Annotated in this window: 11 protein-coding genes; 9 read left to right on the top strand and 2 right to left on the bottom strand. The window is 60.2% G+C overall.

Features of this window, described 5'->3' with window-relative positions:
• The first annotated feature begins 4 nt into the window (after positions 1-4).
• Positions 5-1663: a dihydrolipoyllysine-residue acetyltransferase gene (aceF, locus tag KZO34_RS07020; RefSeq protein WP_219474933.1), complete on the top strand. Its 1659-nt coding sequence runs from the start codon at positions 5-7 to the stop codon at positions 1661-1663.
• Between the two features lie 447 nt (positions 1664-2110).
• On the opposite strand, the gene KZO34_RS07015 is transcribed toward aceF, so the two are convergent.
• Positions 2111-3193, bottom strand: a complete 1083-nt coding sequence (locus tag KZO34_RS07015; protein ID WP_257900221.1) for a porin — start codon at positions 3191-3193, stop codon at positions 2111-2113.
• 216 nt (positions 3194-3409) lie between these two features.
• Between KZO34_RS07015 and KZO34_RS07010 the strand changes: the two genes are divergently transcribed.
• The 6 genes from KZO34_RS07010 (at position 3410) to astB (ending at position 11249) form a co-directional block, all read left to right on the top strand.
• Positions 3410-4861 carry an exonuclease domain-containing protein gene (locus KZO34_RS07010; RefSeq protein WP_219474928.1) on the top strand — a complete coding sequence of 484 codons (1452 nt, stop codon included), beginning with the start codon at positions 3410-3412 and terminating at the stop codon, positions 4859-4861.
• 100 nt (positions 4862-4961) lie between these two features.
• Positions 4962-6176 (top strand): aspartate aminotransferase family protein, encoded by a 1215-nt coding sequence (locus tag KZO34_RS07005; protein ID WP_219474925.1) that lies wholly within the window; start codon positions 4962-4964, stop codon positions 6174-6176.
• 9 nt (positions 6177-6185) lie between these two features.
• Entirely contained in the window at positions 6186-7202 is a 1017-nt protein-coding gene (locus tag KZO34_RS07000) for an arginine N-succinyltransferase (RefSeq protein WP_219474922.1), read from the top strand.
• A gap of 28 nt (positions 7203-7230) precedes the next feature.
• The gene (gene astA / locus KZO34_RS06995; protein ID WP_219474918.1) at positions 7231-8352 is read left to right on the top strand and encodes an arginine N-succinyltransferase; all 1122 of its coding nucleotides are present in this window, start codon (positions 7231-7233) and stop codon (positions 8350-8352) included.
• Between the two features lie 60 nt (positions 8353-8412).
• Positions 8413-9891 carry a succinylglutamate-semialdehyde dehydrogenase gene (gene astD, locus KZO34_RS06990; protein ID WP_219474915.1) on the top strand — a complete coding sequence of 493 codons (1479 nt, stop codon included), beginning with the start codon at positions 8413-8415 and terminating at the stop codon, positions 9889-9891.
• A gap of 17 nt (positions 9892-9908) precedes the next feature.
• Complete coding sequence (gene astB / locus KZO34_RS06985; RefSeq protein ID WP_219474912.1) at positions 9909-11249, top strand: N-succinylarginine dihydrolase; 1341 nt, start codon at positions 9909-9911, stop codon at positions 11247-11249.
• Here astB and KZO34_RS06980 read toward each other — a convergent pair.
• Positions 11246-11896 (bottom strand): TetR/AcrR family transcriptional regulator, encoded by a 651-nt coding sequence (locus tag KZO34_RS06980; RefSeq protein ID WP_219474909.1) that lies wholly within the window; start codon positions 11894-11896, stop codon positions 11246-11248. The two genes, astB and KZO34_RS06980, sit on opposite strands and share 4 nt — an antisense overlap.
• A 166-nt stretch (positions 11897-12062) precedes the next feature.
• Here KZO34_RS06980 and KZO34_RS06975 point away from each other — a divergent pair, with 166 nt between their 5' ends.
• Both KZO34_RS06975 and KZO34_RS06970 read left to right on the top strand, forming a co-directional pair.
• A complete protein-coding gene (locus KZO34_RS06975; RefSeq protein WP_219474907.1) occupies positions 12063-13142 on the top strand; it encodes an efflux RND transporter periplasmic adaptor subunit in 1080 nt (359 codons plus the stop codon).
• Positions 13142-16168, top strand: coding sequence for an efflux RND transporter permease subunit (locus tag KZO34_RS06970; protein WP_219474905.1), 3027 nt, complete (start codon positions 13142-13144; stop codon positions 16166-16168). Before KZO34_RS06975 ends, KZO34_RS06970 begins: the two co-directional genes overlap by 1 nt.

The following is a 16168-nucleotide window of genomic DNA, read 5'->3' as shown; positions in this document are numbered from 1 at the left end:
CGCCATGAGTGAACAGGAAATCAAGGTTCCGGATCTCGGCGGTGCGGACGAGGTCGAGGTTATCGAAATTATCGTCAGCAAGGGGGATTCGGTAGAGGAAGAGGATCCCATTCTGACGGTGGAGTCCGACAAGGCGTCGGTCGAGCTGCCGTCGCCGGGTGCCGGCAAGATCACCGGCATTACCGTGAAGGTTGGTGACAAGGTGAAGGAAGGTGATGTCGTCGGAACCATGGAGGCAGACGCCGACGGCGGTGCTTCGGGTTCCGGTGACGAGGCTGAAGACAAGTCGGATGAGTCCGGGGAAGCGGCCGAAGCCAAATCCGAGGACAAGCCAGAGAAAAGCAAACCGGCTCCGAAGAAGTCCGGAGGGTCCAGAAAGGAAACGGTGAAGGTCCCGGCTCTGGATGGCTTTGATAATGTGCCGGTTATCGAGATAAATGTCTCTGAAGGTGATTCCATTGAGGCTGACGATCCCCTGGTCACCGTCGAATCCGACAAAGCGACCATGGAGATTCCCTCGCCGTTCGCCGGCAAGGTCGGCAAGATATTGGTGTCCGAGGGCGACAAGCTCTCCGAGGGTGATGATCTGATTGAAATGACCGTCGAAGAAGAGGGTGGAGAGCCCGAAAGCGACGAGGAGTCAGAGTCGGAGCAGCAGGCTGCCGTAGAACAGGGCAAGTCGGACGACAAGCCCAAAAAAGAACAGGAGGCTCCGCAGCCCCAGGGAGCAACCTACGAGCCGCCCGCGCCTGGTACCAAGGTCCATGCTGGTCCGGCGGTGCGCAAGCTGGCTCGTGAGCTGGGCGCGGATCTGACGCGGGTCAAAGGATCCGGGCCAAAGAGCCGAATCCTGAAAGACGACGTTCAGGCCTATGTGAAGAGCCAGTTGCAGCAGGCCCAGCAAGGCGGGTCCGTAGGTACTGCATCTGGAATCCCGGGCGTGAAGCTGCCTGACTTCAGTCAGTTTGGTGACATTGAGAAGGAGGCCATGTCCCGCATGATGGCGGCGACAGCCACCAACATGCAGCGCAGCTGGTTGAATGTGCCGCACGTCACTCAGTTCGAGGATGCGGACATCACCGACATGGAGGATTTCCGCAAGGCGCAGAAAGCGGCCGGTGAGAAGAAGGGCGTGAAGATGACGCCGCTTCCATTCATGTTGAAGGCCTGTGCTACCGCGCTGGCGGAGCTGCCGCAGTTCAATGTCTCCCTGGACATGGACAAGAAGGAAGTGATCCGCAAGAAATACATCCACATTGGCATTGCCGTGGATACGCCTCACGGGCTGATGGTGCCGGTGATCCGTGATGTCGATAAGAAGGGGCTGTGGGAGCTGGCGGCGGAGAGTGCCGACCTGGCCCAAAAGGCCCGTGACAAGCAGTTGAAGCCTGCGGAGATGCAGGGTGCCTGTTTCACGATCACCAGTCTGGGTGGTATTGGCGGCACGGCATTTACGCCGATCGTGAATACGCCGGAGGTGGCGATCCTGGGCGTCTCCAAGGCGGCCATGAAGCCGGTCTGGGATGGCAAGGAGTTCCAGCCCCGGCTGATGCTGCCGCTGTCGCTGTCCTACGATCACCGTGCGGTGAACGGAGCCGATGCGGCAAGGTTCACGACACTGCTTAGCCAGCTGCTGGGGGATATTCGGTCCCTGTTGCTGTAAACCGGCGACGGGATCCGAAGTCTTCCGGGAATGAAAAAGCCGGGAGGGCATAACGCCCTCCCGGCTTTTTTGTGTGTAGGGTTTGCTCTCAGTTGGCGAAGAACATCCAGTCAAAGTAGTCGTGCAGGTCCTGCATCGTTGCGGCCTCGTAGGGCTGGGTCAGTTCGAACAGCAGGTTCTGGTCTTTGGCCTTTTTCATCGTGTCACCTCATTGGTTAATAAGCTGAACGGGGCGGAGTGTCTCCGTCGCATTCCATGCAAGGGTTACTAAGCATCAGGTGTGCCAAAAAGTTCGGGCTGCTAAGTTTCTGAATTTTTTGAGGATCGGGTTGGCGTGGTGTAAGCGGTGGGGCTGGTTTGAATCATGACGGTGCCTGTTGCACCGGAATGGAACGAAAAAGCCCCGGCAAATGCCGGGGCCTTCCCTGAGTTAACTTCTAAAGGAAGTTAGAAGCTATACTGAGCAGCGAACAGAACGCGGTTGGCGTCTGTGGAGTCGCCGGCAACAGTTTCCTGATCGAAGTAACCGTACTCCACGCCCATCATCACATTCTGGACAGGGGTCCACATGTAGTTCAGGAACATGTTCTGGTTGGTCTCTGCGTCGGCATTGGTTGTTGCGCCAGCCGCAATCGCGTCGTCCAGATCCAGAGTCGTCAGGCCGTAGCCCAGGTTAACACTGCGACCACCGCCGAGTGCCAGGCTGACGCCGAGGGAGCCGCCAACGCCTTCAATGGTTTCAATGCTGGTGCCATCAACATATGCGCTGGGTCCAAAGTAGTTGGATCCTGAGCGCCAGAGGTAGCCGTTGGCACCGTCGGTGTAGTTAACCGCACCCTGAACAGAGAGCATGTCGCCCAGATCAAGTGATGCTGCACCAAATGCAGCGTAACCCAGTGCGCTGTCATCGTTGGTGCCGTCGTCGGCAGTGACTTGGCTTACCAGAACCGCCGCTGCATAGGAGAACCCACCCGCTGAATCCTGAAGGCGAGCAGTAAGGGCCGGGGCAGAGGTGCGGGTATTGTCACCTGCGCCGAGAACGCCTTGTGCACTCGGGTCTTCCAGAGAGAAGGACAGTGCGCCCGTGGTGTAACGGATCTGCTCCGTACGGTCCTGGCTACCCGCAGTACCGGCAAGGCTGTCAAAGTCGAGCGTCGGGGTGTTGCCCACGAAGCTTGTGTAGTTAGACCAGTTACGTCCGGCCATCAGGCCCTTGTACTCACCAAAGGCGTGACGCATACGCAGACTGCCAGCGCCATTGCCGGAGCCACGGAAATCACCTTCAACTGTGATGGCAACGCCAGAAGCGTGGTTTACCTTGATGCCCAAGCGGCTCTGCTGAACATCGGCACCAAAGTGGCCTTCAGAGTCAGGGTTGGCGGAAGAGGTAAAGGTACCGGCACGAGTTGATACAGCCCGGTTATCGTCCAGATCGTAGCTCATGTTAAGGCGCGCGTAGCCGTAGAGGCTTGCTTCGACGTCGTCACCCACATTCAAGCTAACGGCACCCGCCTGAGAAGCTGCACCCATCACTGCTACAGCTGCTGTCGCACGAATTGCCGTTCTTAATTTGTTGCTTTGCATCGTTGTTGTCTCCACACATTATTGTTGTTGGACCCAGAAACACCGTAGTTACGAATTTGTGACATTTCAAATTAATTCGCGCTTTTTTTAGACGAAGGTCTAAAGATGCTTTTCGTTTCCATACAGCCATCTGCGATTGGTTGTAAAACGTACACTTGAACTATGACATCCGAAAGTACACACCTGCAGAACACAACGTTTGCCTTTCTCGACATCGAAACGACAGGAGGCAACGCCTCCCGGGACCGGATTACCGAGATCGGCATTCGTTTCTGGCGCGACGGAAAAACAGTGGGAGAGTGGCAGACGCTGCTGAACCCTGAGGCTCGTATTTCCCGGTTCATCGAGAATTTTACGGGGATCTCCAATGAGATGGTGTCGGATGCGCCCCTGTTTGCGGACGTCGCCGATGACCTGGAAGCTCAGTTGCAGGGCACGGTGTTCGTCGCCCACAACGCCCGGTTCGATTATGGCTTCATCAAGTCGGAGTTCCGCCGGCTCGGTCGGACGTTCTCGGCCAGGGTGTTGTGCACGGTAAAGCTGTCCCGCCGTCTGTATCCGGAATTCCGGCGCCACAACATGGATGCCCTGATTGAACGCCATGGGCTGGCACAAGTGCAGCGCCATCGGGCCATGGGCGACGTGGAGGCCATGCTGTCGTTCTTCCTCCATGCCCGGATGGACAAGGGCGATGACCAAATGGAGAGGGCAGTCCGGGATCTGCTTCAGCGCCCGAGTATTCCCTCGCACCTGCCTCCGGATACGCTCCAGGACCTGCCTTCCGGGCCTGGTGTATATCGCTTCTACGGTGAGAACGACGTGCTGCTTTATGTTGGCAAGAGCACCAATATTGCCCAGCGGGTGGCTTCCCACTTTTCTGGGGATCACAACACCAGTCGTGGCGTCCGCATGTCCGAGAGCCTGCGGCGGGTGGACTGGACAGAAACGGCCGGGGAGCTGGGCGCCCTGTTACTGGAACTGAAACAGATCAAGACCCTGAAGCCGATGTTCAATCGTCGGTCCCGTGCCGCCAAGAACCTGGTGAGTATCGAGTTATGCGAAAACAGCGACGGTTTTTTGCAGGCGCGCCTGGTTCGGGAGATCAAGCCGCACCGCTTGGGGGACTATTTCGGCCTGTTCCGGAGCAAGCGGGATGCCGAGCGGGCGCTCAGCGGTATTGCCGCGAAAAATGACCTGTGTAACCGCCTGCTCGGACTCGAGCCCGATCACGAAGGTGCCTGTTTCCAGCGGGCTCTGGGGCGTTGCAGAGGTGCCTGCGAAGGCCTGGAGGACGTGACCCGTTACAATCTCCGAACCCAGATCGCGTTCCACGGTCTTCGCTTGCAGACCTGGCCATGGAAAGGGCCGGTGGGTGTGGTCGAGCGCGACCGGTTCGCCGGGCGAACCGATATCCTCGTGGTCTACAACTGGATGCACGTGGCAACGGTCCATGAGGAAAGTGATGCCCGTGATCTGTCGCTGCGGGGCCAGGCAGTCACGTTTGACCTGGATTCCTACAAACTGCTGATCAAGGCATTGATGGGCCGGGATGGCAAACATCGGGAAATCATTGAACTGCCGGCGGTGGGGGAACCGGATGTTCTTATGCCCTGAGTGGCGTATCATGGGCATATCATCCGCACACGTACGTACTTGCCCGGTGCGGTAACTTTACTATCTTTGTGCGTCCAACCGCGTTTCCCGAGAGAGATTTATGAATAGAGAGCCCGTCACTCGCGAACTTTTCAACGAAGTCATGGTACCCAACTACGCACCCGGTTCGATCATCCCGGTCCGAGGCGAAGGGTCCCGCATCTGGGATCAGGAAGGGCGGGAGTTTGTCGATCTCCAGGGCGGTATCGCGGTGACCTGTCTGGGGCATTCCCACCCGGGCCTGATCGGAGCGCTGCAGGACCAGGCAGAGAAACTCTGGCACCTGTCCAATGTCATGACCAATGAACCGGCCTTGCGCCTGGCCAAGACCCTGTGCGATCACACGTTTGCCGAGCGTGTGTTCTTTGCCAACTCGGGCGGTGAAGCCAACGAGGCGGCGTTCAAGCTGGCTCGTCGCTATGCCTGGGAGCACTACGGCGCCGAGAAGAACGAAATCATTTCATTCAAGAACGCCTTCCACGGGCGCACCCTGTTCACGGTCAGTGTTGGTGGTCAGCCCAAGTATCTGGAAGGCTTCGAGCCGGCGCCCGGTGGTATTCACCACGCCGATTTTAATGACCTGGAATCGGTAAAGAAGCTGATCTCGAAAGAGAAAACCTGTGCCGTTGTGGTCGAGCCGATTCAGGGCGAGGGCGGCGTCATGCCGGCCGATCCGGAATTCCTGAAGGGGCTGCGCGAGCTTTGTGACGACAACAACGCCCTGCTGGTCTTCGATGAGGTCCAGTCCGGCGTAGGCCGTACCGGGCACCTGTATGCCTATGAAATGTATGGTGTGGTCCCCGACATTCTTTCCAGCGCCAAGGGCCTGGGCGGCGGCTTCCCGGTTGCCGCCATGCTGACCACCGCCAAGGTGGCGGCCAGCCTCGGTGTCGGCACCCACGGCAGTACCTATGGCGGCAACGCACTGGCCTGTGCGGTGGCACAGAAAGTTGTGGATACGATCCGTCAGCCGGACATTCTGAAGGGCGTCAAGGCCCGGTCTGATCGCCTGCGCAAGGGCATGATGGACATCGGCGAGCGCTATGGCGTGTTCAGTGAGGTCCGCGGCGCGGGCTTGCTGCTCGGTTGTGTGCTGACTGACGAGTGGAAGGGCAAGGCCAAGGACTTCCTCAACGCGGGTCTGGATGAGGGCGTGATGGTGCTGGTGGCTGGCCCCAACGTTGTGCGTCTGGCACCTTCGCTGATTATCCCGGAATCCGACATTGAAGATGCGCTTGAGCGATTCGAAGCGGCGGTGAAGAAGCTGGCGGCGTAAGGAGTCAATATGTGGCTTGTACGTCCGGCGCAACCGGATGATTTGGAGCAGATTCTCGAGATCGCGGGCACTCAGAGTGCCCGCCTTTCCTCGACCCTGCCCAAACAGTCGGAGGCCCTTGCGCAGAAAATAGAACACTCGGTCGCTTCATTTGCCGGGCGAGTTCCGGCCGGCGAGGCACCGAGGTTTCTCTTCGTCCTGGAGAATACGGCGACCGGCTCTGTGGATGGCACGGCAGGTATCGATGCCCGCGCCGGCAACGGCCAGCCGTTCTACAACTACCGGCGTGATGCCCTGATCCACGCCTCCCATGAGCTGGGCGTATCTCGCCGTGTTGAGGTGCTGTATCCGTCCCATTCCCTGACCGACCAGACCCTGCTTTGCTCTTTCTCCATCCGTCCGGAACTTCGGAGCACCGAGGCGTTTGAGCTGCTGTCCCGGGCCAGGATGTTGTTCATTGCCGAGCATCGGGACTGGTTTTCATCGCGGGTGGTTGTGGAGATTCAGGGTGTGCAGCTGGAGGATGGTAGCGTGCCGTTCTGGGACAGCCTGGCCCGGCATTTCTTCAACATGGATTTTGAAACCGCGGATCAGTACTCGGCCATGCTCAGCAAGACCTTTATTGCCGAGCTGATGCCGCCCAATCCGATCTATGTGACCTTGCTGACCGAAGAGGCCCAGTCGGCGCTGGGGCGGGCCCACGCAATGACGGCGCCGAATTTCGAACTGTTGCAACGCGAGGGCTTTCATGCCGGTTGCTACCTCGATATTTTCGACGCCGGGCCGGTGCTCGAAGCCCGAACGGATTCGCTTCATACCCTGGTGACCAGTCATCGCAAAACCCTGCATGGCCGGCACGATGAAGCCGGGGAACTCTGCCTGATTGCCGCTGGCGAAGCATCGGATTTCCGGTGCACGTTGACGCACGTCGAGGAAACCCTGGATGACGAACTGAAAGTGTCTGTGAAGACCTGGCCGGTGCTCGGCAAGAGCGCCGGCGATGTCGTAAGGATTGCGCCACTATGACAACAGTAACCCGGAAGGAGGGCGTGCAATGCTGGTGATTCGCCCGCTTCAGGAAAACGATCTTGATGATCTCTACACCATGGCGCAGAACGCCGGTAAGGGGCTTACGACCCTGCCGGCAGACCGGGAACTTCTGCAGCGAAAGATTGCCCATGCCCGGGAAACTTTCAATCAGCGCTGTGCGCCGGAAGCCGGTTTATACCTGTTTGCCCTGGAAGACACCGAGAAAAAGAAAACCGTGGGCATCAGCGGCATTCAGGCCCGGGTCGGGCTGGATGAAGTCTTCTACAATTATCGGCTCAGCGTAACGGTCAATGCCTCCAGGGAGCTGGGGGTACACGTGCGTACGCCAACCCTGCACCTGTCCAACGACATGACCGATACCAGCGAGATCTGTTCGCTGTTGTTGTCCGATGACTACAAGGGAGGCGGCTGCGGTCTCCTGCTGTCGCGCTGCCGTTTCATGTACCTCGATGAGTTCCGGAAGCATTTCTCCGAGAAAGTGTTTGCGGAAATGCGCGGGGTGTCGGACCCGCATGGGCGCAGTCCGCTCTGGGATGCCCTGGGCTGCAAGTTTTTCGATATGGAGTTCAGCCAGGCCGACATGCTCTCGGGGCTTGGGAACAAAGCCTTCATTGCCGAACTCATGCCTAAGTACCCGATTTATCTTCCGATGTTGCCGGATTCCGCCCGGGCCGTTATTGGCCGGGTACACGACAACACCGCGCCGGCGCTCAGGATGCTTCAGGCGGAAGGTTTCAACTTCAATGGCCTGGTCGATATCTTCGATGGTGGCCCGGTGGTCGAGGCTTTCGTCCACAACATCCGGACGGTCCGGGATTCGGTCAACCGGTACGCGATGATAACCCAGACCCCGCTGGATCTGGATGTGCCGGCCAGTGAACGGGTGATGGTGTCCAACCGCTCATTCCGGGACTTCCGGGTTACCACGATACCGGCCAGTTGCATTGGTCCCGACACCGTCAAGATGCCTCCGGCGGTGGCCGAGGCGCTGAATGTTGAGTCCGGCGACCCGGTTCGACTGGCGCCCTTGAAAGACAATGGTCCTCTGCCCATCCATACTTACAGGGGACAAGACAAGGCGGACGACAGGATCCGGGAACACCGCAGCCGTTCCACGAAGAGCTGAATTGCAGCTCGTCGCCGCATTTCCAATCTACAGAATTCCAGTACCGGGAGGTGCTCTGATATGGCAAACCTGACAGGCGGACTTTTCATCGATGGATTATGGCTTGAGGGCCATGGTGCCTGGTTTGAGTCGGTTCAGCCCGTTACCGGAGAAACCGTCTGGGATGGCAACAGTGCCAATCTCGAGGATGTTGATGCCGCTGTCCGTGAAGCCCGGAACGCCTTCCTCAAGTGGCGCCGGAAAAGCTTCGCGGAGCGCCAGGCTGTGGTCGAAGCGTTCCGTGATCAGCTTGAGGCCCACAAGGAGGAACTGGCCCATCAGATCGGTCTGGAGACCGGTAAGCCGCTTTGGGAATCGCGCACGGAAGTCGCGGCCATGATTGGCAAAATCGCCATTTCCGTGAAGGCCTACAATGATCGCACCGGGCATTCCGAATCCGAGGTGGCCGGTGGCCAGGCTGTACTGAGACATCGGCCTCACGGTGTGGTGGCGGTGTTCGGCCCCTACAATTTCCCGGGGCACCTTCCGAACGGACACATTGTGCCTGCGCTGCTGGCGGGTAACACCGTTGTGTTCAAACCCAGTGAGCTGACGCCCGGCGTGGCGGAAATGACGGTCAAGCTATGGGAAAAAGCGGGCGCACCGGACGGTGTGATCAACCTCGTTCAGGGAGCCTCGACGACCGGAAAATCTCTGGCTGGCCACCCCATGATCGACGGACTGTTCTTTACCGGCAGTTCCACGGTCGGGCACTTGCTGCACGAACAGTTCGGCGGCCAGCCGGAAAAGATACTGGCGCTGGAAATGGGCGGTAACAATCCTCTTATTGTGCAGGACGTGTCGGATGTAGACGGCGCGGCTCACCATGCATTGCAATCGGCATTTCTTTCCGCCGGTCAGCGTTGTACCTGTGCCCGCCGCCTGCTGGTGCCGAAAGGGAAGAAGGGCGACGAATTCCTGAATCGTCTGGCTGAGCTGTGTGGCCGTATCCAGGTCGGGGAATTCGATGCTGAACCACAGCCGTTCATGGGCTCAGTGATCTCCGCGGAAGCGGCCGAGAAGCTCCTGGCTGCCCAGGCCAGCATGCTGGAGAAGGGCGCCAAGTCTCTGCTGGAGATGAAACAGGTCAGGCCGGATACCGGACTGCTGACGCCGGGTATTGTCGATGCGACCGGTCTGGATCTGAGTGACGATGAATTTTTCGGACCCCTACTGACCGTCTATCGGTACAAGAGCTTTGATGACGCGCTGGAACTGGCCAACGATACCCGTTATGGCTTGTCTGCCGGCATCCTGACGGATGACCGCAAACTCTACGACCGCCTCGCGGAAGAAGTGCGTGCAGGCATCGTGAACTGGAACCGGCCTCTCACCGGCGCCAGCAGTGCCGCGCCGTTTGGCGGTGTGGGGGCCAGCGGTAACCACCGTCCCAGTGCCTACTACGCAGCGGACTACTGCGCATGGCCAATGGCGTCGCTGGAAGCCCGCAAAAGTGAGGTGCCGGAGAGTCTCGCGCCCGGCCTCAATTTCGACAAATAAGAACGGAACCGACAGCGATGGTGAAGCACGCGGTAGAAGCAAATTTCGATGGTCTGGTCGGCCCAACCCACAACTACGCCGGGCTCTCCTGGGGTAATGTTGCCTCGAAGTCCAATGTGCGCGCAGAGTCCAATCCGCGAGAGGCGGCTCTTCAGGGGCTGGCGAAGATGAAGCGCCTGGCGGACCGGGGGTATGTGCAGGGAATCCTGCCACCGCACGAGCGCCCGCACATGCCGACGCTCAGGAAGCTGGGCTTCGAGGGCACCGACAGCCAGATTCTCGAGAGCGTGTCCAAGGCCAGCCCGTCCATTCTGGCGGCGGTATCGTCTGCCTCAACCATGTGGACGGCCAATGCCGCGACGGTCTCCCCGAGTGCCGACACCGGAGATCACCGGGTGCACTTTACCCCGGCGAACCTGAGCGCCAAATTCCACCGCTCCATTGAGCATGTGGTGACCGGGCGTGCGCTCAAGGCGATCTTCGCGGATGAAAGCTATTTCGCCCATCATCCGGCGCTGCCGTCGGTCAGTCAGTTTGGTGACGAAGGCGCGGCCAACCACACCCGGTTGTGCGGCCGTTACGGAGAACCGGGCGTTGAGCTCTTTGTCTACGGCCAGATCGCGTTCAATGAGCAGGCGCCTGCTCCGAAAAAGTTCCCCGCACGCCAGACCCTGGAAGCCTCGCAGGCCATCGCCCGTCTGCACGGGCTTAAGGATCAGGGCGTTGTCTTTGCCCAGCAGAACCCCGCGGCCATCGATGCCGGCGTGTTCCACAACGACGTGATTGCCGTGGGCAATGGCAACACGCTGTTCTATCACGAAATGGCGTTTCTCGAGGAGGAACAGGTGCTGGCGGACATTCGGTCCCGACTGACCGGCGCCGAGCTGGACGCTGTTCGGGTCAGCAGTTCCGAGGTGCCCATTGAGGATGCCGTGGCCTCGTACCTGTTCAACAGTCAGTTGCTGAATACCCCCGATGGCATGTTGCTGGCGGTACCGGGCGAGTGCCGGGAAGTGGCTTCGGTCAGCCGCTACCTGGACGAACTGGTCAAGTCCGGCGGCCCCATCACCTCGGTGGAAGTGTTCGACGTCAAACAGTCCATGCGCAACGGTGGCGGTCCGGCCTGTCTGCGGTTACGGGTGGTGCTGAACGACGACGAGCAGCAGGCCATGCACCGGGGTGTGTTGCTCACCGATGCCCTGTATGAGCGCCTGACAACCTGGGTCAAGGCCCACTACCGGGACCGGCTTTCGCAGGAGGACCTCGCGGATCCGATGCTGCTTCAAGAGGTCCGTAAGGCCCTTGACGAGCTGACCGGTATTCTTGGTTTGGGATCGATCTACGATTTCCAGCTCTAGGACGCGATCGACGACGTCAGCATGTCCATGGTGTGGCGGATCAGGGCATCGGCAGCGAAGTTCCCGCTGGCCTCGCCATGACCCGCCGCGCCAAGCTCGGACTGGCATAGCAGTATGACGCCGTGCAGGGCGCCCCGCAGGTAGAGTGCCGTCTGCACCGGGTCCGTGATCCGTTCCCGACTCATGGTGCCATCCTCAAGCCCCTGGCGGATGGCACCGATCATCAGCTCCATCAGCTCGGACTTCGAGCACAGCATTTCCTCCGCCTGACTTTCGTCCGCTTCCGCCATGGCCGTTGAGGCCTGGGTCAGAGCGGAAAAGTAATCCGGCTCATCCTGATAAAACCGGTAATACGCCTCGCCCATGGCCGAAATCTGCGCGAGCCCGGTATCGGCGGTTGCTTTCGCGTCCTGGAAACGTGCGGTCAGGCTCTGGCCGGCCCTCAGCATGATTCCTCGCTGAATCGCCGCTTTGTCCTTGAAATACACATACAGCAGCGCCCGGCTCAGACTGGCGGTGCGGGCGATGTCGTCCATGGAAGTGCGCTCGTAGCCTTTTTCCGAGAACACCAGCTCGGCTGCGTCCAGAATGGCATCGTGTCGGGCCTGTTTTTCCCGTTCGCGGCGGGTTTTAAGCGGTTCACTCATGGCGTCTTCCATTTATCTGAAACTGCACGGGCATCATACCTGAAAGTGGATAAAAGCTGATTATTGACAAAATGTCAAAGAGTGACATTATGTCGTTAAGCATCTTTCGGGTTTCCGACGGAGCGGGTACCTGCCACCGACACGAACATGGACGAAAGGACTGATCATGAAGCCACTTCCCCATTCAATCGCCGCTATTTTTCTGCTTGTTTCCTCCATCATTGTGACCGGGTGTAAGGCCGGTGATGTGTCTGCTGACTCAGAGAGCCCTAAGGTGTCCGTGCGCGTTGCCGAGGTAACAGGGGGACAGACTGAAGGAATACCGCTGCGTTTTTCGGGGATTGTTCGGGCCACCCAGCGGGCGACACTGACGTTTCAGGTAAGCGGGACGCTGAAAGAGCGCGCGGTTGAGTTGGGCCAGCGGGTGGCAGCAGACGATGTCCTGGCTCGAGTGTACAACCCCGCGTTGGCGCCGGCCCGGGATTCGGCCCGGGCCAAGCTGGAGGAGCTGAATACCCAATACGAACAGGCTAAGCGGGAATGGGACCGTTCAAGTCGGTTGCACGAGCGCGGCGTAGTATCCGAGCAGAGTCTGGAGCAGATTGGTGCCCGTCGGGATTCGCTCCGGGCCAGCGTAGCCACTGCCGAAGCCGCTCTGGCCGAAGCCACCCAGTTGCTGAACGAGAGCGCATTGCGCGCGCCCTTTGCCGGCCGGGTGGAAGCCCTGTTGGTGGAACCGGATGAATTCGTTGCCGCCGGCCAGCCGGTTATGCGTCTGTCCTCGCCGCAGGGACGGGAAGTGGAAGTGCGGGTGCCAGCGTACCTGCTGGATCATGTGGCGTTGGAGCAGGAACTGCCGGTCTGGTCCGTTCAGGACCGCAGTCGGCGCAAGCAGACCGGCTCGGTGGTGGAGATTGCCCAGGCCGGAGCGGTGCGCGGCGAGTTGCACCCGGTTCTGGTCAGCCTGCCGGTGGATACCCTGGAACCCGGTGAGCCCGTCGAGGTTGGCATTACGCCGGTTCGAACCTCGGCAACGACGGTGCCGCTGCTCTCGGTGATTCGTATGGCCGATAGTACCGGTGTGTTTAGGGTGCGCGGTGGTGAGGCCAGACGTATTCCGGTGACTGTGGAACGGGTTGTTGGCGAGCGTGTTGTGGTTCGGGCGGATGCACTCGCACCGGGCGACCAGGTGGTTTACGCAGGCATGACGCGCCTCACCGACGGTGATGCAGTGGAGGTGCGCTGATGACTCGCCGGCTTCTCAACTGCCAGCGCCTGCTGGGCATGGTGGTCACGATGTTGTGCCTGCTCGGGGTGGCCGCCTACAGCACCATGCCCCGCCAGGAGGATCCGTCATTTCCCTACCGCGCCGGGATGATCAGTGTGAACTACCCGGGTGCCAGTGCCGATGCGGTCGAGCGGCTTGTTCTTCGGCCGCTCGTTGATGAGCTGCGCCAGGTTGAGGAAGTTGAGTTCACTCAGGGCACCGCCCGAACCGGCGTTGCTCTGGCAAAACTGCGCCTGAACGACACCATCTACGACACCGATCCGGCCTGGGACCGGGTCCGACTGGCCATGGAGCGTGCCCGGAAGGATTTTCCGGATGATGTCGGGCAGATGGCCCTGGATGACCGGCTGATTGATATTCCGGCCATCGTTCTGGCTGTTGCCGGCGGACCGTCGGTGACGGAACTGAGCGAGGTGGCCGAACGCCTGAAGCAGAATCTTTCGGGCATCAACGGGGTGTCGCGAGTTGACCTGGAGGGCGATGCCGATGAGCAGATCACCCTGGCGCTCGATGATGCCGCGCTGTATCGGCTGGGCATTTCACCGGCGCGGGTCATGGATACGCTGGCCCGGCGCAACCAAACCATTCCCGGTGGTTTTGTGGTGGTCAACGGGCGTCGTCTGTCGGTGCTGCCAAACAGCGAGTTTGCCGACATTGATGCCATTCGGGCCACGCCGATCGAACTGCCTGATGGTTCACAGGTACCCCTGGCGGCTGCCGCCGATGTCTGGCGGGGGCCGGTGGAACCGAGGCAGCCGGAAACCTGGTTCGACGGTGAACGGGTCGTTCTGGTCTCTGTGATTATGGAGGAGGGGACAACCGACGCGATCCGTTTCGGTCAGCGGGTCCGGGAACGGGTGGAGTCGATCCGGTCAGAGTTTCAGCCCTACGAGATCCGGGAAATGTTCTTCCAGCCGGACAAGGTGGAGGAGCGTCTGGATAACCTCGCCTGGAGCCTGGTGCTGTCGGTCCTGATCATTGTCGCGGTCGTGTTCACCGGCATGGGCATCCGCATGGGATTGCTGATGGCGTCGATACTGCCAATGGTGGCGCTGATCAGTGTTGGCCTCTATGACCTGGGTGGCGGCGTACTGCACCAGATAGCGGTCATCGGCATGGTCATTTCCCTCGGGATTCTCATCGACAATGCCATTGTTATCGTCGAGAACATCCAGGGTCACCTGGACGAGGGTATGCGGCGCCTGGACGCGCTGCGCAAGGCCGTGGCCGAGCTGGCAGGGCCCCTCGGCGCCTCCACCGGAACCACGCTGGCCGCCTTCGCGCCATTGTTGTTATCCAAGGGCGGTGCCGCCGACTTCACCCGGGGCGTACCGGTCATGATCATGCTGACTCTGTCGGTCAGTTACCTGCTGGCGATCTCCGCGGTGCCCCTGTTGGCAGCCAGGTTCCTGAAGCCCCGGGCCAATAACGGCAAGAACCGGTTGGTTGGCCTGGCCCGATTTCTTGGTGGCCTGGTTTCGCGCTATCCCGGCCGACTCATCGCCGCCGGGGTTCTGCTGGTGGCCATCAGTGTGGCGATGACTCCATTCATGGCTCAACAGTTTTTCCCGAATGCCGACCGGCCACGGGTTATCGTCGAGCTTTATATGCCGGAAGGTACGGATCAGGCGCGCACCGCGCAGGCGGCGGCGGATCTGGAACAGATGATCCGTACCCAGCCTGATGCGGTCGAAATTCACCGGTTTGTCGGCTTTACCGGCCCGAGCTTCTATTACAACCTGCAACGGGCACCCCAGGCGCCAAACCGCGCTCGTCTGGTGATCCGTACTCCGACCCTGGCGGACACCACCGAGATGATCCGCTGGGTTCGCGCCCATGTGAGCCAGGAGATGCCGGAGCTGGATGTCACCGTTGGTATTCTTGGTCAGGGACCGCCGAGGGCGGCACCGGTGGAAGTTCGGGTTTATCACGCCAACGACGAAACCCGAACCGAGGCGGTGGAGCAGATCTTTGGCATTCTTCGCGATGTCGAAGGTACCGTTGATGTCCGCCATGATCTGGACATTGGCGTGCCGAGCATCGCCATCAATGTCGACGATGCGACCGCAGCCCGCTACGGGCTGACCCGGGCGGACGTAGCCCAGAGCCTCTATGGTCAGAGCTTCGGCGTCGTCGCCGAGCGCTATCGTCAGGAAGAAGACCCGATCCCGTTGGTTCTGCGATCCCGGGAGGGCACGTCCCTGCCGCTGCCCCGTCTGCTGTCAGTCAATATCTATAACGATCAGGGCGACGCCATACCCCTGGCGGCGGTTGCCAGTGTGAAGACCAGTTGGGAACCGGCGGTCCGGTATCTTCGAGACGGCGTGAGAATGAACACCGTCACCGCGAACCTGCTGACCGGGTACGGCTTCAGCCGGGCCCTTGATGGCCTGTATCGTGCCCTTGAGGACAACCCCTTGCCGGCCGGTACCCGTATCGAAATGGGCGGCGACGCCGAGGGCTCGGGGGATGCCAATGGGGCCTTGCTGACGGCCGCGCCGATTGGCGTGCTGTTGCTGCTGTTTTTCCTGCTGCTGCAATTCAATTCGTTCCGCCGTGTTGGCATCATTCTGTTGACCGTGCCCCTGGCCACCGTGGGCATCTTCCCAGGGCTGGTTCTCTCGGATTCGCCGTTCGGCTTTCAGTCGCTGCTGGGGGTGATTGCCCTGGTGGGGATTGTGGTGAACAACGCGATCGTGTTGCTGGATGTGATGGACCGGCAACTGGAGGCGGGGGAGGGTATTCGTGACGCCGTGCGCAAGGCGGTTGAGCAACGCACCCGTCCCATCCTGCTGACCACGGCCACCACGGTGGCGGGACTGTTGCCCCTGGCCTTCTCGAGCTCAACGCTCTGGCCGCCGATGGCCTGGGCGATTATCTCCGGCCTGCTGGCGTCCACGGTCCTGACCCTGCTGGTGATTCCGGCCGTGTGCACGCAGCTGATCAAAACGCCCGTGCCCGAGCCCGAAAACGCGCCAGCGTGA

The organism is Marinobacter sp. F4206 (assembly GCF_019392195.1).
GTDB lineage: Bacteria > Pseudomonadota > Gammaproteobacteria > Pseudomonadales > Oleiphilaceae > Marinobacter.
The sequence above is the reverse complement of the archived record's forward strand: the minus strand, read 5'-3'. Positions and strand labels throughout refer to the sequence as shown.

Bases quoted from the DNA above. Each gene is read 5' to 3' on its own strand.
- aceF (WP_219474933.1), top strand. From the start codon at position 5: ATGAGTGAACAGGAAATCAAGGTTCCGGATCTCGGCGGTGCGGACGAG.
- KZO34_RS07015 (WP_257900221.1), bottom strand. From the start codon at position 3,193: ATGGGTGCAGCTTCTCAGGCGGGTGCCGTTAGCTTGAATGTGGGTGAC.
- KZO34_RS07010 (WP_219474928.1), top strand. From the start codon at position 3,410: ATGACATCCGAAAGTACACACCTGCAGAACACAACGTTTGCCTTTCTC.
- KZO34_RS07005 (WP_219474925.1), top strand. From the start codon at position 4,962: ATGAATAGAGAGCCCGTCACTCGCGAACTTTTCAACGAAGTCATGGTA.
- KZO34_RS07000 (WP_219474922.1), top strand. From the start codon at position 6,186: ATGTGGCTTGTACGTCCGGCGCAACCGGATGATTTGGAGCAGATTCTC.
- astA (WP_219474918.1), top strand. From the start codon at position 7,231: ATGCTGGTGATTCGCCCGCTTCAGGAAAACGATCTTGATGATCTCTAC.
- astD (WP_219474915.1), top strand. From the start codon at position 8,413: ATGGCAAACCTGACAGGCGGACTTTTCATCGATGGATTATGGCTTGAG.
- astB (WP_219474912.1), top strand. From the start codon at position 9,909: ATGGTGAAGCACGCGGTAGAAGCAAATTTCGATGGTCTGGTCGGCCCA.
- KZO34_RS06980 (WP_219474909.1), bottom strand. From the start codon at position 11,896: ATGAGTGAACCGCTTAAAACCCGCCGCGAACGGGAAAAACAGGCCCGA.
- KZO34_RS06975 (WP_219474907.1), top strand. From the start codon at position 12,063: ATGAAGCCACTTCCCCATTCAATCGCCGCTATTTTTCTGCTTGTTTCC.
- KZO34_RS06970 (WP_219474905.1), top strand. From the start codon at position 13,142: ATGACTCGCCGGCTTCTCAACTGCCAGCGCCTGCTGGGCATGGTGGTC.